At 32.0% G+C, this 25268-nt stretch carries 25 protein-coding genes and 1 pseudogene; 17 read left to right on the top strand and 9 right to left on the bottom strand.

What is annotated here, in order from left to right; genetic code table 11:
- Positions 1 to 34: 34 nt before the first annotated feature.
- Positions 35 to 1009: an alpha/beta hydrolase gene (locus tag NSQ15_RS01705; RefSeq protein WP_340746888.1), complete on the top strand. Its 975-nt coding sequence runs from the start codon at positions 35 to 37 to the stop codon at positions 1007 to 1009.
- Between the two features lie 56 nt (positions 1010 to 1065).
- Here the strand turns inward: NSQ15_RS01705 and NSQ15_RS01710 are convergent, their stop codons facing one another.
- Positions 1066 to 1395, bottom strand: coding sequence for a hypothetical protein (locus tag NSQ15_RS01710; RefSeq protein WP_029056088.1), 330 nt, complete (start codon positions 1393 to 1395; stop codon positions 1066 to 1068).
- 453 nt (positions 1396 to 1848) lie between these two features.
- Between NSQ15_RS01710 and pgsB the strand changes: the two genes are divergently transcribed.
- From pgsB to NSQ15_RS01740, 6 genes and pseudogenes are all read left to right on the top strand, one after another.
- On the top strand, positions 1849 to 3006 hold the full coding sequence (gene pgsB, locus NSQ15_RS01715; RefSeq protein WP_026083444.1) for a poly-gamma-glutamate synthase PgsB: 1158 nt from the start codon (positions 1849 to 1851) through the stop codon (positions 3004 to 3006).
- Between the two features lies 1 nt (position 3007).
- Positions 3008 to 3460 carry a poly-gamma-glutamate biosynthesis protein PgsC gene (gene pgsC, locus NSQ15_RS01720; RefSeq protein WP_002450119.1) on the top strand — a complete coding sequence of 151 codons (453 nt, stop codon included), beginning with the start codon at positions 3008 to 3010 and terminating at the stop codon, positions 3458 to 3460.
- Positions 3461 to 3486: 26 nt separating this feature from the next.
- Positions 3487 to 4560 carry a CapA family protein gene (locus NSQ15_RS01725; protein WP_017636561.1) on the top strand — a complete coding sequence of 358 codons (1074 nt, stop codon included), beginning with the start codon at positions 3487 to 3489 and terminating at the stop codon, positions 4558 to 4560.
- A complete protein-coding gene (locus NSQ15_RS01730) occupies positions 4550 to 4711 on the top strand; it encodes a hypothetical protein (protein ID WP_186802288.1) in 162 nt (53 codons plus the stop codon). The genes NSQ15_RS01725 and NSQ15_RS01730 overlap by 11 nt, the downstream gene beginning before the upstream one ends.
- 2 nt (positions 4712 to 4713) lie before the next feature.
- Entirely contained in the window at positions 4714 to 6315 is a 1602-nt protein-coding gene (locus NSQ15_RS01735; protein ID WP_017636559.1) for a gamma-glutamyltransferase, read from the top strand.
- Positions 6316 to 6693: 378 nt separating this feature from the next.
- Positions 6694 to 6879: pseudogene (locus NSQ15_RS01740) on the top strand (IS5/IS1182 family transposase); the annotation flags it as partial.
- On the opposite strand, the gene NSQ15_RS01745 reads toward NSQ15_RS01740, so the two are convergent.
- On the bottom strand, positions 6878 to 7543 hold the full coding sequence (locus NSQ15_RS01745) for an MBL fold metallo-hydrolase (RefSeq protein WP_154835373.1): 666 nt from the start codon (positions 7541 to 7543) through the stop codon (positions 6878 to 6880). The pseudogene NSQ15_RS01740 and the gene NSQ15_RS01745 sit on opposite strands and share 2 nt — an antisense overlap.
- A gap of 233 nt (positions 7544 to 7776) precedes the next feature.
- Between NSQ15_RS01745 and xylB the strand changes: the two genes are divergently transcribed.
- The 5 genes from xylB (at position 7777) to NSQ15_RS01770 (ending at position 12730) form a co-directional block, all read left to right on the top strand.
- Positions 7777 to 9255, top strand: a complete 1479-nt coding sequence (gene xylB, locus NSQ15_RS01750) for a xylulokinase (protein ID WP_154835371.1) — start codon at positions 7777 to 7779, stop codon at positions 9253 to 9255.
- A gap of 488 nt (positions 9256 to 9743) precedes the next feature.
- A complete protein-coding gene (locus NSQ15_RS01755) occupies positions 9744 to 10787 on the top strand; it encodes a PTS sugar transporter subunit IIC (protein ID WP_017636555.1) in 1044 nt (347 codons plus the stop codon).
- A gap of 2 nt (positions 10788 to 10789) precedes the next feature.
- On the top strand, positions 10790 to 11470 hold the full coding sequence (gene sdaAB, locus NSQ15_RS01760) for an L-serine ammonia-lyase, iron-sulfur-dependent subunit beta (RefSeq protein WP_017636554.1): 681 nt from the start codon (positions 10790 to 10792) through the stop codon (positions 11468 to 11470).
- Between the two features lie 12 nt (positions 11471 to 11482).
- On the top strand, positions 11483 to 12382 hold the full coding sequence (sdaAA, locus tag NSQ15_RS01765; RefSeq protein ID WP_017636553.1) for an L-serine ammonia-lyase, iron-sulfur-dependent, subunit alpha: 900 nt from the start codon (positions 11483 to 11485) through the stop codon (positions 12380 to 12382).
- 174 nt (positions 12383 to 12556) lie between these two features.
- Positions 12557 to 12730, top strand: coding sequence for a hypothetical protein (locus tag NSQ15_RS01770; RefSeq protein ID WP_096807728.1), 174 nt, complete (start codon positions 12557 to 12559; stop codon positions 12728 to 12730).
- A gap of 36 nt (positions 12731 to 12766) precedes the next feature.
- On the opposite strand, the gene NSQ15_RS01775 is transcribed toward NSQ15_RS01770, so the two are convergent.
- Positions 12767 to 13264, bottom strand: coding sequence for a GNAT family N-acetyltransferase (locus tag NSQ15_RS01775; protein WP_029056095.1), 498 nt, complete (start codon positions 13262 to 13264; stop codon positions 12767 to 12769).
- A gap of 204 nt (positions 13265 to 13468) precedes the next feature.
- Between NSQ15_RS01775 and srtA the strand changes: the two genes are divergently transcribed.
- Positions 13469 to 14083, top strand: coding sequence for a class A sortase SrtA (gene srtA / locus NSQ15_RS01780; RefSeq protein ID WP_154835369.1), 615 nt, complete (start codon positions 13469 to 13471; stop codon positions 14081 to 14083).
- A gap of 182 nt (positions 14084 to 14265) precedes the next feature.
- Positions 14266 to 15072 carry a Cof-type HAD-IIB family hydrolase gene (locus NSQ15_RS01785; protein ID WP_340746889.1) on the top strand — a complete coding sequence of 269 codons (807 nt, stop codon included), beginning with the start codon at positions 14266 to 14268 and terminating at the stop codon, positions 15070 to 15072.
- Between the two features lie 57 nt (positions 15073 to 15129).
- On the opposite strand, the gene NSQ15_RS01790 is transcribed toward NSQ15_RS01785, so the two are convergent.
- A complete protein-coding gene (locus NSQ15_RS01790; RefSeq protein ID WP_017636549.1) occupies positions 15130 to 16122 on the bottom strand; it encodes a D-lactate dehydrogenase in 993 nt (330 codons plus the stop codon).
- 277 nt (positions 16123 to 16399) lie between these two features.
- Between NSQ15_RS01790 and NSQ15_RS01795 the strand changes: the two genes are divergently transcribed.
- A complete protein-coding gene (locus NSQ15_RS01795; RefSeq protein ID WP_046467009.1) occupies positions 16400 to 17062 on the top strand; it encodes an NAD(P)H-dependent oxidoreductase in 663 nt (220 codons plus the stop codon).
- Between the two features lie 274 nt (positions 17063 to 17336).
- Positions 17337 to 18830: an aldehyde dehydrogenase family protein gene (locus tag NSQ15_RS01800; RefSeq protein WP_154874040.1), complete on the top strand. Its 1494-nt coding sequence runs from the start codon at positions 17337 to 17339 to the stop codon at positions 18828 to 18830.
- An 85-nt stretch (positions 18831 to 18915) separates the two neighbouring features.
- Here NSQ15_RS01800 and NSQ15_RS01805 read toward each other — a convergent pair whose 3' ends face one another.
- The 4 genes from NSQ15_RS01805 to NSQ15_RS01820 all read right to left on the bottom strand — a co-directional run bounded on the left by NSQ15_RS01805 (position 18916) and on the right by NSQ15_RS01820 (position 22838).
- On the bottom strand, positions 18916 to 19722 hold the full coding sequence (locus tag NSQ15_RS01805) for a VOC family protein (RefSeq protein ID WP_154835365.1): 807 nt from the start codon (positions 19720 to 19722) through the stop codon (positions 18916 to 18918).
- A 137-nt stretch (positions 19723 to 19859) separates the two neighbouring features.
- A complete protein-coding gene (locus tag NSQ15_RS01810) occupies positions 19860 to 20141 on the bottom strand; it encodes a GNAT family N-acetyltransferase (RefSeq protein ID WP_154835363.1) in 282 nt (93 codons plus the stop codon).
- 127 nt (positions 20142 to 20268) lie between these two features.
- Positions 20269 to 21696 (bottom strand): aldehyde dehydrogenase, encoded by a 1428-nt coding sequence (aldA, locus tag NSQ15_RS01815; protein WP_070453208.1) that lies wholly within the window; start codon positions 21694 to 21696, stop codon positions 20269 to 20271.
- Positions 21697 to 21788: 92 nt separating this feature from the next.
- Entirely contained in the window at positions 21789 to 22838 is a 1050-nt protein-coding gene (locus NSQ15_RS01820; protein WP_154874044.1) for a YkvI family membrane protein, read from the bottom strand.
- Between the two features lie 328 nt (positions 22839 to 23166).
- Between NSQ15_RS01820 and NSQ15_RS01825 the strand changes: the two genes are divergently transcribed.
- Positions 23167 to 24954: a cation:proton antiporter gene (locus NSQ15_RS01825; RefSeq protein ID WP_154835448.1), complete on the top strand. Its 1788-nt coding sequence runs from the start codon at positions 23167 to 23169 to the stop codon at positions 24952 to 24954.
- A gap of 108 nt (positions 24955 to 25062) precedes the next feature.
- On the opposite strand, the gene NSQ15_RS01830 is transcribed toward NSQ15_RS01825, so the two are convergent.
- The gene (locus NSQ15_RS01830; RefSeq protein ID WP_371106450.1) at positions 25063 to 25197 is read right to left on the bottom strand and encodes a type I toxin-antitoxin system Fst family toxin; all 135 of its coding nucleotides are present in this window, start codon (positions 25195 to 25197) and stop codon (positions 25063 to 25065) included.
- Positions 25198 to 25268: the final 71 nt, after the last annotated feature.

Below are 25268 nucleotides of genomic sequence, written 5' to 3' on the forward strand. Positions count from 1 at the left end.
TTATAGAAGTAAAGGATAAAGGAGGTGGATTTCAATGTTCAAGAAAGTTCTAGCTGTGATAAGTTCTACTTTAGTAGGTAGTATATTATTCGCTAAAGTCAAAGAACAGAGAAGTTATCGTAGTTTCGTTCAAGAAAAAATGATGCGATTAAATGGAATGAAAAGCACGTTCGATAGTGTTGAAGGCGCTAAAAAAGCACTTGAAAAGACCAAAGATGAAACTGAGGGTAAGTATGCAGGTACTGAATATGAATTTAACCATGACGTTAGTATCCAAGATTACTTTGGTTCATTAGTTTATGTTGTTAACAATCAAGGTGACCGACAACAAAGGACAGTATTATATATTCATGGTGGCGCTTGGTTTCAAGATCCTTTAGATTATCACTTTGAATTTATAGACTTACTTGCAGAAACGTTAGACGCTAAAATAGTAATGCCTATATATCCTAAAGTGCCACATAGAGATTATATAACGACAGAGGTACTCCTCCATAAAATTTATCAAAATTTACTTAATAAAGTAGATAATCCGGATCAACTTATTGTTATGGGTGATTCAGCAGGTGGTCAAATTGCCTTATCATTTGCACAATCATTAAATGATAGATCATTACCACAACCAGGACATATTGTATTATTATCACCTGTGTTAGATGCTACATTTAGTAATCCAGAAACGAAAAAATATGAACAAATAGACCCAATGTTAGGTATTGATGGAAGTAAATACTTAGCAGGTTTATGGGCAGGGGATACGCCTTTAGATGACTATAGAATTTCACCTATTAATGGTGATATAAACCATCTCGGTCACTTGACTATTGTCATAGGTACTAAAGAAACATTATATCCTGACGCGCTTAAATTATCCCAAATGCTTGATCAAAAAGGGATTGAACATGAATTTATACAAGGTGACAATTTGTTTCATATTTATCCTATATTTCCTCTTCCGGAAAGAGAAGACGTCTTGAATCAACTTAAACAAATTATTATAAAAAAATAACCCTACTCCTTATAAAATGAGTGGGTTTACATTGAGTATAACAGCGAATTCATTTATCAATATGTTTGATAATTTGAATTCGCTGTTTTGTTATCTATTTGTTTTGATTGATGCTGATTTGAGTCTTTAGAATCAACATTTTTATAATTTGTAGATGTATATGAATGTTCTTTTGATGAAGCATCTTCATTTTTTAAACTAGAGTCTACGGCTTCATCGCTATTACGTGTTTTATTATTTATTTTAGTGTGATCTGTATCTAATACAGAATTGCTCATGTCTTTTCCTTGTAAACTTCCAACTAGAATGAATGATAAGTAAAGTGTTGTCACTATTAAAATAGCTGCTAAATAAATTCCAATAGCAAATTTAACTGACTTTTCCATTCTTCTCCTCCTAAGGTCTGAGTAACTACACTCTTAATTTAACATTTGTTTTTTAATTTAATGTAAATTCCTAGTAAAAAATATATGTCTTTCTCAATACAAGGTATGTCAAGGCTAGTAACCAAATACAGTCTAAATGATTAACAATATGTCCTATTCTTCAAGTAAGCCTTTACATTTATTTACATTATTTTAATGGTTAATTAAAAGAGTTAAAACTGAATCAATAACCAAATGATAGTCTACTACTATAAGTTATAGATAAGTAATTTTTTATTTTAAGTTTTAAGTGAATATTTAATACATATTGACTTTTGATTAATTGTTTTTATAAGATTTATATTAATGGAAACGTTTTAATAATTGGATAGATTTTTTTCATACTTTATAGAGAAAAATAAATTTCCATTCCATTAACAATTCAATATACATAGAAAAGAGAGGGATTGTAGCGTGATTCTCATAACAATATGTGTTGTGTTGATTCTATGGCTAGGTATTAAAGAAAAAAGGCGCCATGCGAATCGACTTAAGAAAATCCCTATACGAATTAATATTAATGGTATTCGAGGTAAATCAACTATTACTCGAATGGCATATAGTGTATTGAGAGAAGATCACTATAGAGTCATAGGGAAAACAACAGGAACAGACGCACGAATGATGTATTGGTTTACTCAAAAAGAGTATCCAGTAATAAGAAAACCTCAAGGTGCCAATATAGGTGAACAAAGAGATATCATTCGTAAAGTTGTTAAACAAAAAGCCAATGCACTTGTAAATGAATGTATGGCTGTCAATCCTGACTATCAAATTACATTCCAGAAGGACTTAGTAAAAGCTAACGTGGGCGTTATCGTTAATGTAATGGAAGACCATATGGATGTATTAGGACCGACACTAAAAGATGTAGCACAAGCGTTTACCGCAACCATTCCTTATAAAGGGAAATTGGTTGTTATGAAAGATGAGTTTACAGACTTTTTTGCTAAAGAAGCTAAAAAACGTAAAACAGAATTAATTGTTGTTGATAAAGATAAAATACCTGAATCATACTTAAGAAAATTTGATTATTTAGTCTTTCCAGATAATGTGGCTATTGTATTAGGCATTGCCCAAGCAGTAGGCGTTGATAGTGAAACAGCGTTAGAAGGAATGTTAAATGCGCCTGCAGATCCAGGTGCAGTTAGAATTAAATATTTCCATGCAAATAACACGAAAAATGTTTTTGTTAATGCATTTGCTGCTAATGAGCCAAAATCTACGAAAGCGATATTAAATAAAGTAGAATCATACAATTATCCTTATAGTAAGAAAATCGTCATATTAAATTGTCGTTCAGATAGAATTGATAGAACTAAATTGTTTGTTGAAGATTTCTTAGAAGATGTGGAATACGATACGCTTATCTGTACCGGAAAAAGTACACAAATGGTATCAGATTTGATGCATCGATTACCTGATAAGAAATATTTAAATTTTGAAGGACAAGATTTTACAGAAATAGAAAAAGCTATTATGAAAGAAGCGGACAATGCACTTGTCTTTTGTGTAGGTAACATACACGGACCAGGTGGAAGAATAGCGGAATTCATAGAAGGGATAGAATAAAATGATAGGTTCAGAATTATATTTCTCCTTATTTGTAGGTGTTGTTCTCAGTCTTATATTCGCTGAGAAATTTGGTATTAATCCAGCAGGACTGGTAGTACCTGGTTATTTAGCATTAATTTTTGATCAACCCATCATGCTTTTATCAGTATTAATTATCAGTTGTTTAACATTCTTTATTGTAAACAACGGTATTAGTAAATGGGTTATTTTATATGGTAGAAGAAAATTCGCTGCCATGATTTTAACAGGTATGGTATTAAAATTTATATTTGATTTGATATATCCATTAACCCCATTTGAAATGGTCGAAGTGTCTGGTATTGGGGTAGTTATTCCTGGTATCATCGCGAACACAATTCAAAAACAAGGTGTTGTAATAACATTATCATCTACTATGTTATTAACATGTATTACATATGTCATCTTGTTCTTATACAGTTTTATTAATTAATCAAGAACAAGGAGCGCGTAATTACAATGAAAAAGAAAAAACGATTAACACCAAGCGAATGGTTGCTCAAACAATCTAAACGTCATAAACGTAGAAACACTTTATACACAGCCATAGTTCTTCTTATCGCTTTAGTATTAATAGTCTTCGCTATTCGCGCAGTTAAAGTGGTACCTGTGAAAAGTGATGCAAAAGATCCAAACAGCGTTCGCATGACCTATTTGGGTAATATCACATTAAATAAACATATACGTCAAAATAATCTCAATAGTGTATTTTCAGGGTTACAAGAGCCACTGAAGAATAGTGACTTTTCAACGGCATCATTGTTAGTGAATGACTTTGCTAAAGATTCTAAGAAAGAGATTGAGAAAAATTTAGAAAACATCATGTTCTTGAAAAAGCAGAACATTAAAAGTGTAAATTTAATTAATCAGACTGCAGATAATGTTACTGCAAGAGACTTGATGGAAAAGGTAGAATCGCAAGCTGGGTATAATTTCCTAACGGGGAATGGTTCTAACCCTATTAATAGTAAAACCGTGCAACAAGATGTTAAAGGTAAGAAAATAGCTAATGTATCATTTACAGATGTAGAATCAAATTATGCAGAACCACTTAAAAATACGACATCTATCAGTTTGGATCCAGATATTTTTTATCCATTAATTAAAAAATTAAAACAAAATAATGATTATGTAGTAGTTAATGTTGACTGGGGAATTCCAAACGAAAGAAACGTTACAGATCGTCAAAAAGAATATGCCCATGCTTTATCCAAAGCAGGAGCAGATGTGATTATTGGACATAATTCAGTTATTCAAAAAGTCGAAAAATACAAGAACACTCCTATTTTTTATAGCCTGGGAAATACAACATCAGATGATTTCTTATCGAAAAATCAAAAAGGTATGGTTGTACAAGATGATTGGAAAGATAAAAAACATAAGTTCCATCTCACACCAATTCAATCGAAAGACGGTAAAATTTCTGAAGATGATATGAACAAAATGGACCAAAGACGCTTTTACAATAATATTAAAGACCAATCAATTGATTTAAAAAAAGCTGACGATGGAGGTTATACATTTGAATATTAAAAAACATTGGCTGCCGATCACTGTAATCGTTATTGTAGTAATTATTTTCCTACTCGTCATATTCGCAAGAGCAAATGAAGGTTTAGATAGTTATGAACAGCAAGAATTGAAAAATGGAGAACAGCAATATCTTTCAAAAGGGGAAAGTTAGGAATGAACATATATAATAAAGCAACCTTGACTGTCATATTAATCTTGACCATCATTATTTCGTTTGTATTTTACTATTTTACGAAAGATGAAAAGATTGATAAAGATAAACTATACGAGAACAAAATAACAAATCATAAAAAGGCTGGAAATAAAAACTATGGTGTGGCATCTAACAATGCGATTGCCACTAAAATAGGTAACAAGGTTATTGAAGATGGTGGAAATGCAACAGACGCTGCATTCGCAGTATCATATGCATTAGCGGTTACTGAACCTCATTCATCTGGTCTAGGTGGTGGTGGCGCCACATTAACTTATGATGGTACAGAAGGCCAAGTACCAAATTTATATGAATATAAAACATATTCTTCTTATAACTATAAACAAGGAGATAAAATTGGTACGCCTGGTTTCGTAAGAGGTATGCATGATATGCATGAAAAAGAAGGTAAGATGGATGAGAAGAAACTCTTTGGTTATATTATTCCACTTGCTGAAGATGGATTTGAAGTAGATTCAGAATTAGAACGTAGTTTGAAAATATATGGTTCTAAAATTGATCGTAATTCACCATTCTTTAAAGGTAAGAAAACGGTCCGTGAAGGCGATGTTGTTAAACAAGATAAACTAGCGGATACATTGAAGAAAATTCGTGATAAAGGTCCAGATTATTTCTATAAAGATGTAGGTAAAAGTATCTCTAAACAATTGGATAATCAATTAACAGAGAAAGATTTCAATACATTTAAAACTGAAAAGAAAGAACCAGTAAGTACAGAGTACTTAGGAAACAAAGTTTATTCAGCTTCAAATCCTCTAGGAGGAACATTGACACTACAAGGATTAAAAATAGATGAACAAGAAAATCAAGGTACTGCTGATCGTAATAGCTACATTAAAGGTATCTTAGAATCTCGTGATGTTATGTATAGCAATCGTGACATTGTAAATGGTGCGGAACCTAGTAGCGAAGAACATTTATCAGATGATTATTTGCTAGGTGAATTGAACAAAGTAAATGTAGGTACAACAGCTGAAGGTGGAAGTGATTTTAATCCAATTCAAACAGATAATACTAGTACAACACACTTTGTTGTTATTGATAAGCAAGGTAAAGTTGCGAGTACTACCAATACATTATCAAGTTACTTTGGTTCAGGTGACTTTATGAAGGAAGGCTTTTATATGAACAACTCATTAGGAGACTTCTCTAAATCTCAAGCAAGTCCTAACTATGGTGAAAAACATAAAGCACCACGTTCATTTATTTCGCCATCAATTATAGTAGGTACAGACTTCTATATGGGTATTGGTACTCCTGGTGGTAACAAAATTCCAACAATGTTAAATGAAGTCATTGTCGATTATTTAAGAGGTGACGGTACCTTACAAGAAGCGGTCGACAAACCAAGATTCTACAATGATGGTGGTACCATTTATTATGAAAATGCTACGAGTGACGAAGACTTAGAGATTTTCAAAAATCTTGGATATGGTGTGAAGGAAAAACGAAATGATCCAAACTTTGGTAGTGTACAAGGAGCAGTATACGACAAGAAAAGTAAGAAAGTAGACGTCGGTTCAGACGTTGGTAACAGATAAGATATATCTACAACAGGCTGTGAAATAAATACTAAAATAATAGCACTAAGATGATTTATTTTAATCATCTTAGTGCTTACTTTATACCCAATACTTCGTATTGTATGGCTACACTATGCCCAACTTGCTTTGCTTGTAGAAACTGATTTAATCAGTTTCTCTGTGTTGGGTCCCTTCCGATGGTACAGTTTCAGCCAGAAATACTACACAGATAAATCTGTGAGAATTTCTAAGGTCTTCAACTAGTACTGTTCCCTCAGGAGTCTTGCCATAAATACTACGTATTTATATGTAATTTTACATTAAAACACTTTGGGAAAATAAGGCACTTTCGTATAATTTAATAAACATCACTAAACTAAATAAACGAAGTGACTTATGTATAAAGATTATAACATGATTCAACATACGCTACCTATGGAAACTTCAGTCCATATTCCCACAAATGATATGTCGCGACATGTTAATGAAATCGTTGAAACAATTCAACTTAATGAATTCGATGAATTCAAACATTATCGTGGTGCTACGTCATATCACCCTATTTTTCTTTTATACTTTATTAAACATTTTCACCATTACGTACTCGATCAATAATATTTTGGACTTGTTGGCGCTTTTCTTCATCATTTTTTACATAGTAGACAAGTGGCCCTTCTTTGATTGTGACCCAAGGAACAAGTACATCGAAGTCTAATTCTTTAATCATTTCAAGGCTCTGTATTGATTGTTCTCTGTCACTTGAACCTAGAATAACTGTACGCCATTGATCACCTTCAAAGCATAGGAAATCACCAGTGAATAAGTAGCGATGTTTACCATTATCCCATAAATATAATGTTGTTCCAGGTGTATGGCCAGGAGCTGGAATCACTTCTAAATCATCATATAACATTTCGCGTTGATTTAGATAACCGTCGACAGGAATACTAGGTTTTAAAGCTGAAGCATCATTTTCATTTATAAAATAAGGTACATCAATGTCTATACTACCACCTAAAGATTCATGCTCGTGATTCATTAATAATATATCTGCATCACCTAAAGCGTTAATATCTTCTTCTGACTCTTTCAAATGAGAAGAGTGATAAATGATGACATTTTCAGAATCTCTTTGTAAAACTAATGATTTAAATTCAAATCTAGAGTCGAAAGGTAACTCAGTTGTTGGGGTTGCATAAAGTCCTTCATCAATATATTTTAAATGTTCAAATTGATTATGATTCATACTTATTCATCCTTTGTGAGTAGATTTAATTTGTTCTATTATTTTTACCCTTTTTATTTGGAATGATTCTTATTAATGAATAACAAGTCTAATTAACATTAAATAGACAGTTTTTAGTGTGTATATTAAGATGAAACAGTATGAAATATCAATTAGATAGAGTTGTATTGATTATCTAAGGCAACACCAGTAAATATATCGTTTAATGTTATAAAATAAAAGGTGTGAGATAAATGGATGAAATAGTACTCGGAGTAGATTTAGGCACAAGTTCTGTTAAAGTGATAGCAGTAAATCGACAAGGTAATGTTCTTGATGTGACCAATTCATCGTTATCATTAATACAAGAACATAATGGTTACAGCGAACAAGATCCTGAAGAATGGTTTCAATCAACAAAAGATGCCATCTCTAGTTTACTAGCATCTTCTAAAATGAAAGATACCGTAGTCAAAGGTATGTCATTTTCAGGACAAATGCATGGTTTAGTCATGATTGACCAACAAAGTAACGTATTACGAAACGCAATATTGTGGAATGATACAAGAAATTCAGAGCAATGTAAGCAAATTATCAACAAATTAGGTAATAGAGTAAATGGTAACCCTGTTTTAGAAGGGTTCACATTACCGAAGATGTTATGGGTGCAACAACATGAGCCAGATATTTGGAAACAGGTTGATCGCTTTATGTTACCTAAGGATTATTTGCGTTATCGACTTACTGGTCAAATTCATATGGAATATAGTGACGCTGCTGGAACATTGATATTAGATCCTAAGACTAATCAATGGAATAAAGATATTGGCGATAAGTTTGAAATTGGTGATATATATCCGCCACTTATTAATTCACATGAGAGTGTAGGCTATTTATTACCTTCAATTGCTAGTGAGCTAGGTTTAAATGAAGACGTAGCTGTTTTTGCTGGAGGTGCAGATAACGCATGTGGTGCCTTAGGGGCAGGTATTATTCATGATAGAGAAACGTTGTGTAGTATTGGTACGTCAGGTGTGATATTAAATGTAGAACATCAAAGTGTAACAGAATATGGAAATAATCTTCATTTCTTTAATCATGCAATTCCTAACACTTATTATGCGATGGGCGTAACTTTAGCAGCAGGTCATAGTTTAAATTGGTTAAAAGATACGTTCTTTGAAAATGAAAGCTTCGACAACCTTATAAAACTAGCATCACAATCTAGGATAGGTGCCAATGGATTGCTATTTACCCCATATATAGCTGGAGAACGTACACCACATGGTGATGCACTAATTAGAGGAAGTTTTATTGGTATCAGTGATCAACATCAACATTCAGATTTTGTTAGAGCAACGATTGAAGGCATTACGTATTCACTGTATGAATCTATACAATTGATTCGACAAGAAGGTAAAGACATAAATGCCGTAGTTTCTATCGGTGGCGGATCAAAAAGTGATTTTTGGTTACAATTACAAGCTGATGTTTTCAATACATCAGTTAAAAAATTAAAACACGAAGAAGGACCAAGCATGGGAGCTGCTATACTTGCAGCATATGGATTAGGTTGGTATAACTCTATTGAAGAATGTGTTGAGCAATTTATTCAAACAGATACAACGTTCGAACCTAATATAGACAGACATCATCAATATCAATATTATTTCAATATATATAAAGATATCTATAAACAAACTAAAGACATAACAGCAAAGTTAATTCGATAATATAAATTATGAAGTGGTGTGGTGCAAAATGAAATTTGTAACCACGCCGTTTTATTTAATTATGGTAATTATTAATGGAATGAGAAGGTATGAAACGTTTTGATTAAGTGTAAAACCTTAGTATAATGTAAGAATTCACTTTATAATTATTTATTACACAAATTTGTGATAAAAATCTCTAAAAAATTGTGAGCAATTTGTTACAAATTTAGTGTATAAGCGTTAGAATAGTTAAGTCGCCATTATGGTTGTAAAAATGTTACACGAAATAGAGTGATTTTACAATTAGATTTATTTTCATGTAAAATACAAACCACTAATAGAATTACTATATAAACGTATTAAGTTTATATAATGTGCATTTTACAATTAATTCGTGAATGATTTCACATTTTAGTCTTAATTAAACCTTTTTAGTTGTTGAAATCGCTTTCTTAAGGGTGTACGATAACTATGGCTTAAAAATATAAAAGTGAGGTTTTGGGGAAATGAATATTATCTTAGGAGTGGGTACTTTAGTATTAGTACTTGTAATTATGACGCTATTCTTAAAATTCGCGCCATACGGTAAACAGGGGTTGCAAGCTTTATCAGGAGCTGCTTGTGCAACGTTTTTACCTCAAGCGTTTTTAAGTTATGCAATTGGTGGCGTATTCCACATTAAATTTTTGCAAGAAATTGGTGATTTAGCAGGAAGCTTAAGTGGTATAGCAGTAGGTATACTAACTTGTTTAAATTTAGGCGTATCTCCAGTGTTTGCAGTTATTGTTGGTTTAGTATTACATGATTTCAAATTATTACCAGCATTTATTGCAGCGTATATTGTGGCTTTTGGAATTAAATTAATAGAGAAAAAAGTTCCAGAAGGACTAGATTTAATTGTTGTTATTTTATTGGCTCCAGCAATTACATTTGGTTTAGCAAGCGTTATTACACCAGGAGTAATGGCTACACTTAAACAAATTGGTAGTGCGGTAACTTCAGTTGGCGACAATAACCCATATGCACTAGCAATTATCTTAGGACTGGTAATACCAGTAACAGGTATGACACCATTAAGTTCAATGGTATTAACAAGCTTATTAGGACTAACAGGAGTACCGATGGCAATTGGTGCAATGACATGTATGGGAAGTTCATTTGTAAACTACGTATTATTCAGTAGATTACACATTGGTGGTAAGTCTAAAGCATTTGCAGTTGGTATTGAACCATTAACTCAAATTGATTTAATCGCACAATATCCAGTACAGCTTTACGGTTCAAATGCAATAATAGGTATGGTTAACGCTTGTATCGTGACATTTATGGGCGTAGTCATCGGCGTTAAAGGTATGGCAACACCAATTGCTGGTGCGATCGTATTATTCGGTTTCAACCAACCAGTTAGAGCGATTATTACAATTGTAATTGTAGCTATTGTAAGTATAATACTAGCGTTCATCATGAGTATGATTATTAAAAAATTCAATTTAATGAATTTAAGTTTAAATGTACCGAGCAAAAAGAACAAACTTAAGGAGAGTGTTTAGTGATGGCTAAAAGCTATGATTATCAAAGTGCGTTTGACATTATTGGACCAGTTATGATGGGTCCATCAAGCTCTCACACAGCCGGAGCAGTAAAAATCGGAAACTCAGCAAGAGCGGTTTTAGGTGATGTACCTAAAAGTTTAGAAATTCGTTATTATGAATCATTTGCCAAAACACATCAAGGGCATGGCACAGATGTTGCAGTTGTCGGTGGTGCAATGGGTTATAGTACATTTGATAATAGAATTAAAAAAGCATTAGACATCGCAGAAGAAGAAGGCATTGAAGTAGAAATTATTGAAGATGAAGGAGAAAGTATTGGAGAACATCCAAACTGTGCTTTCATCAAAGCTAAAGATGCAAACGGACGCTATATAGAAGTTATCGGTATTTCAATTGGTGGCGGAACTATCAAGATAAAAGGTATCCATGTTAATGGTTTAGAAACGAAAATGAATCATGGTTTACCGATTTTAACTGTAGATGGACCGGCAGATAAAGCGCAAATCAATCATTTGATTAACGATTTAAACGATATGTCAATTGAATACAAAGATGAATTAACTCAAATTAATGATGATAAAAGCTTAGTAGTGTTACCATTAAATAAAGCAATCAAAGAATCAGCATTAGACACATTAAGAGACAAATACAGTGATTTTACCGTTTCCTATATTAATTAAGGGGGATTCAAAATGTTTGATTCAATTAGAGAAACTATAGATTATGCAGTTGAAAAAGATATGTCCTTTGCAGAAATCATGATCCAAGAAGAAATGGAACTTAAAGGACTTTCACGTGATGAAGTACGTGAAAACATGAGACAAAACTTAGAAGTAATGAGAGATGCTGTAGTTAAAGGTACTACGGGCGAAGGTGTAGAAAGTGTTACAGGCTATACTGGACATGACGCAGCAAAACTACGTGATTATAACGAAAATAATCATGCGCTATCAGGTCATGAAATGATTGAAGCAGTTAAAGGTGCGGTAGCAACTAATGAAGTCAATGCAGCAATGGGTATCATTTGTGCAACACCTACAGCTGGATCGTCGGGTACAATCCCAGGCGTACTATTTAAATTAGAAAAAACGCATAATATTACTGAAGATCAAATGGTAGATTTCTTATTTACAGCAGCATTATTCGGAAGAGTAGTTGCTAATAATGCTAGTGTTGCAGGTGCAACAGGTGGTTGCCAAGCAGAAGTAGGTTCTGCATCAGCAATGGCAGCTGCAGCAGCAGTAGCAATTTTTGGTGGTTCTCCAGAAGCATCAGGTCATGCAATGGCATTAGCTATCAGTAACTTGTTAGGTCTAGTTTGTGACCCAGTTGCTGGACTAGTAGAAATTCCTTGTGTTATGAGAAATGCAATTGGTTCAGGTAATGGGTTAATTTCAGCTGACCTTGCATTAGCAGGTGTTGAAAGTAGAATACCTGTTGACGAAGTGATTAGCGCTATGGATAAAATTGGTAGAAATTTACCAGCATCATTACGTGAAACTGGTTTAGGTGGTTTAGCAGGAACACCAACTGGTGAAGAAATTAAACGTAAAATCTTTGGTGAAGCTGAAGATATGGTAAAAAACAACTAATTCATTAATCATAATTTAGCACTTAAGTGCCGGATAACTCTGGTACTTAAGTGCTTTTTTCATATGTTTTTATTAATATATGGAAATATAATTATTTATTTTTTCTGAAGATTAAAAAAACTTATTGCAATTGCACATCCCAATAAATAAAATAATTTTAAAGGGGCTGGTGCAATGCTACGTTTAACTTTAATTTTTATAGCATTCATCATTAACACAACGATAACGTATTTGTGGACATCAGAGGGAACTTGGGTGAATTTATTATTCAAATCATTATCGCTAAGTATGATCATTGTGTTCATGTTTTATTACATTCGTTTTGTTATTGAAAATAGGGAAAGCTAGTGAGGTTAAGTAATGGATATTCAATCTGACTTAATCTCATTTTATGTTATATAAATCAAGTTGATAAAAAGCAAGGTCAAGCCATTGTTCAAATTTATAACCTACTTGCTTAATAGTGCCAGCATGATTGAAATTAAATTTCTCATGTAATTTTATGCTACCTATATTTGAAGCATCTATACCTGCAACAATTGTACGATAGCCACTTTGTTGTGCTTCCTCAATTAATTTTGATAATAATTGTGACGCAATACCACTATTTCTATAGTCAGGGTGAACATAAATTGAATGTTCAATACTATATAGGTATGCAGGCCAATCTCTGAAAGAACCATAAGTTGCAAATCCTTGAACGATATTATCTTCTTCAAAAACAAAAACAGGTTCATTTTTCTGTTTTTTATTTTCAAGCCATTGAATACGTTCTTCTATAGTTGTGGGTTCATACGTATATACTGCAGTAGTATTAATAATCGCATCATTATATATAGTTAATATAGCCTCTAAATCTGATTTTTGCGCTTCTCTAATCATCTTAATCACCTCTCAATCAATTAGAAACTATTTAAATAAAGATTGCAAGATTTATATATTTTGAATTTTGTATCATTAAATGAAAACAAAATTTTATTCAAAGATGATGTAGTGAACAATGTTTAATGATATACTAAAAGCAAAATAAAAGTATAGCTAAATTTGGTCTCAATGATATCGTTTTTAGTTAAAGGAGAAACATTTATGAAAAAATGGACAAATCGATTAATGACTATAGTCGGTGTCATTTTAATATTAGTAGCAATATATTTATTTGCTAAACCATATATTGATAATTATTTCCATGAAAAAGATAATAGCGATAAAATCGAAAAATATGATAAAACAGAAAGTAAACAAAACAATCATTCTAAAAATAAAGCAGTGGAAATTCCTAAGGATAAATCTAAAATGGCTGGATATATTAAAGTACCAGATGCTGAAATTGAAGAGCCAGTTTACCCTGGCCCAGCTACACCAGAACAATTAAATCGTGGTGTTAGCTTTGCGGAAGGTAACGAATCTCTAAGCGATCAAAATATTTCTATTGCAGGTCATACATTTACTGACAGACCACATTATCAATTTACTAATTTGAAAGCTGCCAAAAAGGGAAGTAAAGTTTACTTTAAAGTTGGTAATGAGACACGAAAATATAAAATGACAAGTATAAGAGATGTTGATCCATCTGATGTGAAAGTATTAGATGAACACAAAGGTGAAAAAAATCAATTAACATTGATTACTTGTGATAATTATAATAAAGAAACTGGAGTTTGGGAAAAACGTAAAATATTTGTCGCGAAAGAAATTAAATAGAAAAGATATTTAGATGATGAACAACTTCTTATGAATCAATGGTGAAGGTGTTCATCATTTTTATTTTTCAATAATGAAAGTAATTTCAAATTGTGAATATAGTTTCAGTCTGAATAGGTCATCTTCATTGTCTTTGAAATGTTGTCTATAATTAGGATAAAGATGAGATAGGGGGACTACATGTGATTAAAGCAATTGCCGTTGATATGGATGGGACATTTTTAGATTCAAAAAAACAATTCGATAAAGAACGTTTCGAACGAATTTTTAAAGCATTAAAAGGTAAAGGCATAGAATTTATAGCTGCTAGTGGAAATCAATATGCAAAGTTAAAGTCTATTTTTGGTGAGAGAGACATGTTTTTTATTTCAGAAAATGGCGCAGTGATATATAAAGGTAACGAATTATATCAATATCGAAGTTTTAATCATCAAGATTATCAAGACGTCATTGATTATTTAAATTTAGAAAGACAAATTGATCAATTAGTTGTATGTGGTTTAGAAAGTGCCTATATTTTAGAAGACACACAAGAAGATTTTAAAGAGGATACAAAATTTTATTACCATCAATTAAGCGAAATATCTCAATTACAAAATTTACCTGAAGATGAATATGTCAAAATAGCTTTAAACATTAATAGAGAAACACATCCACAATTAGATAAAGATTTACAAGAACGTTTCCTAGAAACTATCAAATTAGTATCAAGTGGTCATGATAGTATTGATATTATTATGCCAAATATGACAAAGGGACAAGCTTTACATAGATTGCTTGAATTATGGGGATTAGAACCTTCTGAATTGATGGCTTTTGGTGATGCAAATAATGATAAGGACATGCTAGAACTAGCGCAATATAGTTATGTCATGAAAAATAGTCAAGACGACTCATTGTTTGATATAGCGTATGACGTTGCACCAAGTAATGATGAGCAAGGCGTGTTAACAACAATTGAAACAATGGTACTTGATAATCATAAATAATAAAAATGCGACGAACTGACTCTAAATGAATCACTTCGTCGCATTTTATTTATATACTTAATTTAAACGTGTATCACAAGTACCTGTATTGATAACTGATAATGAAGCATTTAATCCACCTTCTACAAGATTTTGAACGGCTTCATCAGAGAAGAAAGCGATGTGAGGTGTTAATAAAATATTTTCATTTTCAATGAGTTCTAATAACGTTTCATCTTCAACTTTTTTATTAGTCCAATCAAATGTGAAGTAAGGTGATTCAAATTCATAAGTATCAACAGCTGCTCCATATAAAGGACCATTATTAACAGCGTCAATTAAAGCTTTTGTATCTAATACGGCACCACGAGCAGCATTAACTAGCACGGCACCTTCTTTTACTTTGGCAAACATATCTTTATCAAATAAGTGATAGCTATCTTTATTTGCTGGTACATGTAAAGAAATAATATCAGCATCTTTAATAGCTTCTTCTACTGAATCTTTGTACTCTAAGAAATCGAGTGACTCATTTGGATAAGCATCATAACCAATGATTTTTGCACCGAAACCAGCATAGATTTTCGCAGTTGCTGCACCAATACGTCCAGTACCGATAATAGCTACAGTCATGTTTTTAACAGGACGTGACATAATAGGTGCTGCCCAAGTGAAATCGTGATTTTGTACACGTTTTTCAATAGCAGGGAATTTACGTACTAATTGTAATGCTATTGATACAGAGTATTCAGCAATAGTTTCAGGTGAATAACTAGGTACATTTGAAATAATGATACCGTGCTTTTTAGCTAATTCTAAATCGTACATATCGAATCCAGCAGTTCGCTGTGCAATTTGTTTAATGCCATAAGATTCTAATTTAGGATAAACTTCGTCTTCAAGTTTACCGAATTGCATTGTCGTAACACCATCATAATCTTTAAGTTGATCAACAGTGTCTTTGCTAAGTAATTCAGGTGAAGTAGTGACTTCTATATTATTCTTTTTACCCCAGTTTAACGCCATTTCTTTCTCATATTCTCTAGTACCGAAAAACATTATTCTTGTCATAATGAAATTACCCCATTTCAAAAAATTATAAAAAGTAGTTTAACAAATAGTATGATATAAAAAATAAGTAAAACTATAACCTACATCCACATTATATTGTGAATCTTTTCACAAATCAAGTTAAAAATTAGTTTTTTTGAAATCTGAATAGAAATAGTTTTATATGTTTAATTACAAATGTATGTTAACAAGCATTAAAATATGAATTAGTTCAATTATTTTAGAGAGGGCATCTTTTAAGATATAATATCCATAATAATAATATGGAGGTACCTTTATGAGTAATATGAATCAAACAATTATAGATGCGTTTAATTTTAGACATGCAACAAAACAATTTGATCCTGAAAAAATCATTCCAAAAGAAGATTTTGAAACAATTTTGGAAGCGGGAAGATTGTCACCAAGTTCATTAGGTTTAGAACCATGGAAGTTTGTAGTTGTGCAAAATAAAGTATTGAGAGACAAATTGAAACCTTACAGTTGGGGCGCTCAAAAACAACTTGATTCAGCAAGCCATTTTGTAATCGTACTTGCGCGTAAAAATGTAACGTCTCAATCTCAATTCGTTCAAGATTTAGTAAAAGGTGTTAAAGGTTATAAGGAAAGTACACTACCAGCAGTTTATGAAAAATTTGATAATTTCCAAACTAATTTCCATATTAATGATAGCGAAAGAACATTGTTTGATTGGGCAAGTAAACAAACATACATTGCTTTAGCAAATATGATGACAAGTGCAGCGCTTTTAGGTATTGATTCTTGTCCAATGGAAGGCTTTGATTTAGATGAAGTGACAGCCCTTTTAAAAGATGAAGGTATTTTAGATACAGATCATTTTGGTATTTCTGTAATGGCAGCATTTGGTTATCGTGCTGATGAGCCACCACACGGTAAAGTTCGTCAAAATTATAACGATGTCATTGAGTGGTTTGAGTAAATAAATATTTTTAAATGAAGAAATAGCGATGAGAAATAATTCGATTTAATTATTATTTCAATCATCGCTCTTATTTTGCGTTGATGAGTAGAATCATATGTTGCAGGGTAAACTTAAAGTGTACATCCTTATGAGCACATTATTTTTTAATCATAGCGTATGGATGTAGAATGATAACTAAGGAAAAGTAAACGTTTACATTTTCGATATAACTTTATATATTGTTTAATACATTTTCTACAGTATTTCAAAAATTATAAAAGGACGGGATACGATGGCAAATATTAACGTAAGAGATTATATAGATGAAAGCTATGGCTTATTTATAAATAACGAGTTTCATAAAAGTGAAAGTGGAGAAACATTAACAGTTTCTAATCCAGCAAATGGAGAAGAATTAGCTCAAGTAGCTAAAGCAGGTAAAGGTGACGTTGATAAAGCAGTAACAGCGGCTACTGAAGCTTTTGATGCTTGGAGTAAAATCTCTAAAGAAGAACGTGCTGACTATTTATTAGAAATTAGTCGTAAAATTCATGAAAATGCTGAACGATTAGCAACTATCGAATCATTACAAAATGGTAAACCTTATCGTGAAACATCTACTATAGATGTACCTATGGCGGCTAACCAATTTAAATATTTCGCAAGTGTTTTAACTACTGATGAAGGTTCAGTCAATGAAATTGATCAAAATACTATGAGTTTAGTAGTAAATGAACCAGTTGGTGTTGTAGGTGCAGTTGTGGCATGGAACTTCCCAATTTTACTTGTATCATGGAAATTAGGACCAGCACTTGCTGCAGGTAATACTGTTGTCATTCAACCATCATCATCAACACCTTTAACATTAATTGAATTAGCTAAAATATTCCAAGAAGTATTGCCTAAAGGTGTTGTTAACGTATTAACTGGTAAAGGTTCTGAATCTGGTGATGCTATATTCAATCATGAAGGCGTTGATAAATTATCATTCACTGGTTCTACAGACGTTGGTTATGGCGTAGCTAAAGCAGGTGCTGAACGTATTGTACCAACTACATTAGAACTTGGTGGTAAAAGTGCTAATATCATCTTTGATGATGCTAATATTGATCAAGTTATCGAAGGTGTTCAATTAGGTATTCTATTCAACCAAGGTGAGGTATGTAGTGCTGGATCTAGATTACTTGTCCAATCATCAGTTTATGATAAATTATTACCAAAATTAAAAGAAGCATTTGAAAATATTAAAGTAGGTGACCCATTTGCAGATGATGTTAAAATGGGAAGTCAAACTGGTGAAGAACAACTAGAAAAAATCCAAAACTATGTCAAACTAGCTGAAGAAGATTCAAGTGCTAACATTGTAACAGGTGGTCATCGCCTTACTGATAATGGACGAGATAAAGGTTTCTTCTTTGAACCAACAATTATTGAATTAAAAGATAATAGTCATCGATTAGCACAAGAAGAAATTTTTGGTCCTGTATTAGTAGTTGAAAAATTTGATGATGAACAAGAAGCAATTGATATTGCTAATGATTCAGAATATGGACTAGCTGGTGGTATCTTTACAACTAATTTAAACCGTGCATTAAATGTAGCTAAAGCAATGCGTACAGGTCGTATCTGGATCAATACGTATAACCAAATTCCAGCTGGCGCACCATTCGGCGGATATAAAAAATCAGGTATCGGTCGTGAAGTTTACAAAGACGCAATTAAAAACTATCAGCAAGTAAAAAATATTTATATCGATACTTCAAATGAAACTAATGGATTATATTAATACTTTCTGAGGTTTGTGAATATATAATAAGAGCCAGTCCAAGACTTAAACAATGTCTTGGACTGGCTTTATGTTTATATTGAAGTTATTGTTGTGGTACTTTTGATTCATTTGAATGTAATTGTACAGTAAGTCCTTCAGGTGAAGTTAAAATTTCGCTTGATTGATTAGGTTTATAAATATCAAATCCAGATAATCCATAGCTATTATCATTATCTTCACGTTTTTTACTTGATTGCCAAGTGTTAGCAGCTAAATGATGATGATATTTATTAGTAGACATAAATAGTGCTTGTGGGAATTTAGAAATATGTTCAAAACCAATTTGATCTATATAGAATGATTTAGCATCTTCTAAACTATTAGTTTTTAAATGTAAATGTCCGATTTTAGCACCATCAGGCATACCATCCCAGCCATCTTCTGTTCTTTCTAATAATAATGTAGGTCCATCTACTTCTAAAGTATCCATTTTGACGAATCCGTCATTCCAAATCCAACCATCTTTTGGACGGTCACTATAAATTTCAATGCCATTTCCTTCTGGATCAGCGAAATAAAGTGCTTGGCTTACAAGATGATCTCCAGCACCAATTCTCATACCTTTATTAGCTACGTAATATAAGAAGTTAGCTAAGTCAGTATCAGTAGGAAGTAAGTAAGCAATATGGAATAGTCCGGCTTCTGATGCACTAGGTTGTCTGCCATCTTTAAGTACATTTAAAGTTAAAGTGTGTCCACTTTTACCAATTGCCAGAATAGCTTGTTCGTCGCTTTGTGATAATACATTAAATCCTAAAATGTTTGTATAGTAATCAATCATTGTGTTTAAATCTTTGACGTTTAAATTGATATTTGTAATTTGTGTTGCAGTTTTATCATGAAATGTCATAGTTAATTCCCCGCTTTTCTCTCTTTTGAATATATTTATTATAACTGATATAAAAAGTATATTCAAGATAAAAGTTTAAAAAAGAGGGATAAATTGAAATAAACATTTATCCCTCTTATTACTTCTACTTTATCAATTTAACCTAAATATACGTCTTGTACGCTATCATCTTTTTCAAGAACATCTTTTGCGAATGGACAAGAAGCAATAATTTTTAAATTGTTTTTACGAGCATAGTCTACAACTTGATATACTAATTTTTTTCCAAGTCCTTGTCCACCAAGTTCATCAGAAACACCAGTATGATCAATATCAATTTCATTATTTTCTGCAGTTTTAAATGTGATTACTGCTTTAGGATCGTTTTCATCTTCGCCAACATAAAATTTATTTGTACCTTGTTTAATTTCTTCAGCCATAATTCATCGCTCCTTTATTGTGTATATAGTATATTTATCACTAAATAAAAATTTAAAACATTTGCTATATAAGAATAGAGATTAAATTGAAGTGCTAGATAAAATTACAGCAGAGTATTTAAACAATTTAACTATATCTAATATAAGAAACGGTAGTATTATAGTATTCCTCGAAACCATGAATACCATCTGCGCCACCTAGACCAGATTCTCTCCAACCAGCATGGTAGCCGTTAACAACTTCTTCAGCTTCACAATTGGCATATACTTCACCAAATTTTAAACGTTCAGTTGCTGTCATGACTTCAGATAAATCATTTGAGAATATATAAGAAGAAAGGCCAGCGTTTGTATCATTAGCGTCTTCAATAACTTGATTAAAGTCATTATATGTTGTGATTGCTAATACAGGTCCGAATATTTCTTCTTTAAATGCACTATCTGTTTGTTTAACATTATCTAAAACAGTAGGAGCATAGAAATAACCAGGGTGGTCTAATTTGTGACCCCCTAATACAAGTTTAGCTCCATTATTAACAGCATCTTGTACTTTTTCGTCAATGCTATTTAATTGAGTTTCATTAATAATAGCACCGAAATCTGTTTTTTCATCAAGTGGATCTCCTACAGTTAAAGATTCCATTTTAGATTTTACTTTTTCTACAAATTCATCATGAACGTCTTCATGTACAAATATTCTCTCAGGACATGTACATACTTGGCCTGCATTTTTAATACGAGCAGTTACAATATAATCCACAGCTTTATCAATATTTGCATTTGGCGTTACGAGGACAGGGGCGTTTCCACCTAATTCTAAGTTTACCTTTTTAACTGTGTTTGCTGCATTTTCAAATACGGCTTTACCGGCACGCATGCTACCAGTTAAAGATATTAATTTGATATCTTTATGTTGTGCTAATTGTGTACCAACAGTTTCACCAGTACCTGGGACGATTTGGATTAAACCTGCAGGAATCGTTGAAGCTTTAAAAATTTCAGCTAAACGTAGGGTAAGTAATGTTGTTTCTTCACTAGGTTTAATGACAACAGAACAACCTGTTACAATAGCAGGAATGACTTTACGTAATAATACTAAAATAGGAGCATTCCAAGGTACAATACCAGCTGTTACGCCGATAGGTTTTTTAGTGAGTTGAATAGTTTCATTTTCTACACTATTTTGTAAAACTTCGCCTTTATTACTCATGCTTAAACTAGTCATATAATCAATAAATTGAACAGATTTATCAATTTCGCCTTGAGCTTCGGCTAATGTTTTACCTTGTTCTTTGACGTAAAGTTGTGCAAGTTCTTCTTTATTTTGTTCAAGTAATGGGATTAATAATTTAACATGTTCGGCACGAGTTGGTTGCGGAACTTTTTCCCACTCTAATTGTGCATGTTTAGATTTCTCGATGGCTTCATTAACTTCCTCAGTAGTCGCAAATGTAATCGTATCTATCTTTTCACCAGTTGCTGGATTAATTACATCCATTGTTTCGTTTGAATTACTTTCTATAAATTCATTGTTTATAAATAATTGATTAGTCATATAACATACCTCCACTTGAAATATTCCCTAAAAGTCAGTGATTAAATATTAAAATTAAATTTAGACATAAAAAAAGTTAGAGCAACAATGCTCTAACTTTTTGTGAACCCTTTATAGAATATAGGTATGAGGAGTATAAATCCAAATAACCCCATAATAGGGAATACTTTTCCAATAAGTGATATAAATCCAACGAAAGTGCATATAAACGTAATGAATGCCATTGTGATAATCAATATATAATAACGTTTCGAGAAGGGTTTACTAAATCTAGCAGCAAAAGCATACATAAGTCCTACTACTGTATTATAAATTACTAAAATCATAATGACTGACATAATTAGTCCAATGGATGGTGAAATATTTTTAGCTAATAATAGGGAAGGTAACGTAACATCTTTAATTTGATTAAATTGAGTTACAAGACCTAAATTAATCATTAATATTAAAAATGTGATGATGACACCGCCTATTAGTCCGCCATACGTTGCTGACTGACGATATTTTAATTTGCCACCCATAACTGAGAAGAAACTGAACGCAGCCGCAATTTGTAAACTAGCATAATTGATACCATCAAACCACCATCCAGGTGAAATAGATTTATGATGATTTGAGTATTGGTTAGCTGCATTAAAGTTAAGATGACCTGATGCAAAATAATAAATAGCTATCATTGTTACAACTGCTACTAGAAACGGTGTCACTCCTCCTAGTACTGCAATGAGACGGTCAAATTTTAAAAATAATGTTGATAATATAAGAATGACTAGTAATAATGAACTCAGCCAGTATGGAACGTTGAAGCTCTCATGAATAGTAGAGGCTCCGCCAGCTGTCATTATAATAGCTAATGAAAATAAAAAAACAGTTAATATTAAATCAAAGACTTTAGCAATCATTGGATGTAAATAATAATGTACTGATTCTGAATGGTTACCTGATTTTAGTCGATAACCTGTCTTTAAAACAAAGATTCCGCCTAGAGTAATAATAGTTCCTGTTACAATGATGCCAGCTAAACTATAAACACCATGGCTAGTGAAAAATTGGAATATTTCTTGACCAGTCGCAAATCCTGCACCTACGACAACGCCTACAAATGCGAAAGCCACTATAATGGACTCTTTAGCTATATTCATTTATGTTCTTATCCCTTCATGTCAAAATTAATGAGATTTCAATTTTAATTATAATTATCTTAAAAATTCATATCTTTCTATTTTAGACGAAATAATACTAAAAATAAATACCTGAGTACATGCTATATGGACTATTGTGTAAATAAGACGTACGGTTTCTAAGAATTAAAAATAGTAATGCAATACAAAATGATTAGTGTAGAATAGTAAATATAAAAAATATGAGAAATATGAGAAATATTAATGCATTATTAATGATACTTTGATAGTATTATCGGATATTGAACGATTGATTGGAAGAAGTGTAAAAATTGAAGAAGGTGTTGTTATGATATTTGATTTACCTTTAATGCTAATGATTGTTGTATTTTTAGCGTTAGGTATATTCAGCCAATGGTTAGCAAATAAAATAAAATGGCCATCCATAGTAGTAATGGCTATTGTAGGTCTGTTAATTGGACCAATATTAGGCATAGCAAATCCTAAAGAAGCAATGGGATCGGAAGTGTTTAGTCCTATTGTTTCATTAGCAGTAGCCGTTATATTATTTGAAGGTAGTAGTAATTTAGATTTCAGAGAGTTAAAAGGGATATCGAAAGCGGTCATCAGAATTATTACTGTAGGTGCAACGATTGCATGGATTTTAGGTGCAATTGCATTACATTACGTATTAGATTTTCCAATATCGGTATCGTTAGTTATGGGTGGATTATTCTTAATCACTGGCCCCACAGTAATTCAACCATTGTTAAAACAAGCAAAGGTAAAGAAGAATGTCGATTCAATATTACGTTGGGAAAGTATCATATTAGATCCGATTGGACCGATGTTAGCACTATCAGCATTCTATGTATACCAAATTATTGATGACGGTATAAGTTTTTTAGTGATCTTACTATTTATCTTAAAAATTTTAAGCGTTGTTTTAATAGGTTTTGGTGCATCATTCTTATTTAACTGGTTAATTAAACATGACATGATACCACAAAGTTTAATGCCGCCAATACAGCTGGTATTTATACTATTAATATTTAGTATCTGTGACGAAATTTTAGCAGAATCTGGATTATTATCTGTAACCATATTTGGGCTTATAATGGCACGAAATAAACGCCATGACTTAATGTTTAAGGAGTCTGATCATTTTATAGAAAATGCATCAACAATAATGGTTTCAACAGTATTTATTTTAATTACATCATCACTTACTAAAGATGTATTACTAAATGTACTATCATGGCAATTACTTGTATTTAGTGTTGTAATGATTTTACTTGTAAGACCTTTATCGGTTATCATTTCTACATTTAGAACAGAAATAACTAAAAGAGAACGTGTTAGTGTAGCCTTAATGGCGCCTAGAGGTATTGTTGTACTTACCGTTGCACAATTCTTTTCAAGTTTGTTTATGGATGACGGTGTCAAAATGGCTCAATACATAACACCAGTTACATTTGGACTTGTATTTATTACAGTTGTCATCTATGGATTTAGTTTTACACCTTTAAGTAAAATGTTAGGCGTAGCAAGTAATGAACCACCTGGCGTTATTATTGTTGGGGAAAGTGAATTCTCATTTCATTTAGGAAGTATGCTTAAAGATCATGGTATACCCATTATGATGTTCAATTTATTTGAAAACACTTCTGATAAAGCACATCAACAAGGATTTGAAGTATTTAAAGGGAATTTATTATCTAGCAATGACCGTATATATTCAGATTTACTAAGATATAATAAGTGCATATTGATGACAAAATCATTTATTTTTAACAGTTTAGCATTTAATGAACTAGTACCTGAATTTGGTTTGAATAATGTCCATATGATGCCGGTATCATTTAATGATGAACAAGCACGTAATAATTTAAATGGTCCTATTCGAAATCATATTTTATTTGATGAAAATCATACACCAAGATGGTTTGATAACTATATAACACAACATAATATTATAGAAGTGCCTGCCGAAAGATATCATGAAATTACTGATAAAGATATGTTAATTTATTATATTAATGAAAATAAAAATGTCACTTTTAAAAGGAATAATCATTCACTACCTAAAGAAGAACATGGGACATATGGTATATTAAAAAATGTTTATAACGTATAAAATATTGCTTTTATAAAAAAATAATGTTAATATAACATCAGAAATATCTCGCATATAACACCAATCCCCTCACTACTGGTGATAGTGAGGGGATTCTTATAGGTGTGGTTACTTACGTCTATTGTTTTTATCATTGCGGCAGCGTAACCAATTAGTATACCAAGCAATGATGCAACCGCTTGTTATGGTTGCCAGAATATTTATCAGAATATCCCGCATCATAACACCTCCTTTACACGTCATTAAGACGTCTAAAGCATAGACGATAGTATTATTATAGCAAGGGATAATTAATTTAAAAGAAAAAAATATTA

Source organism: Staphylococcus sp. FSL W8-0774 (assembly GCF_038006785.1).
GTDB lineage: Bacteria > Bacillota > Bacilli > Staphylococcales > Staphylococcaceae > Staphylococcus > Staphylococcus pasteuri.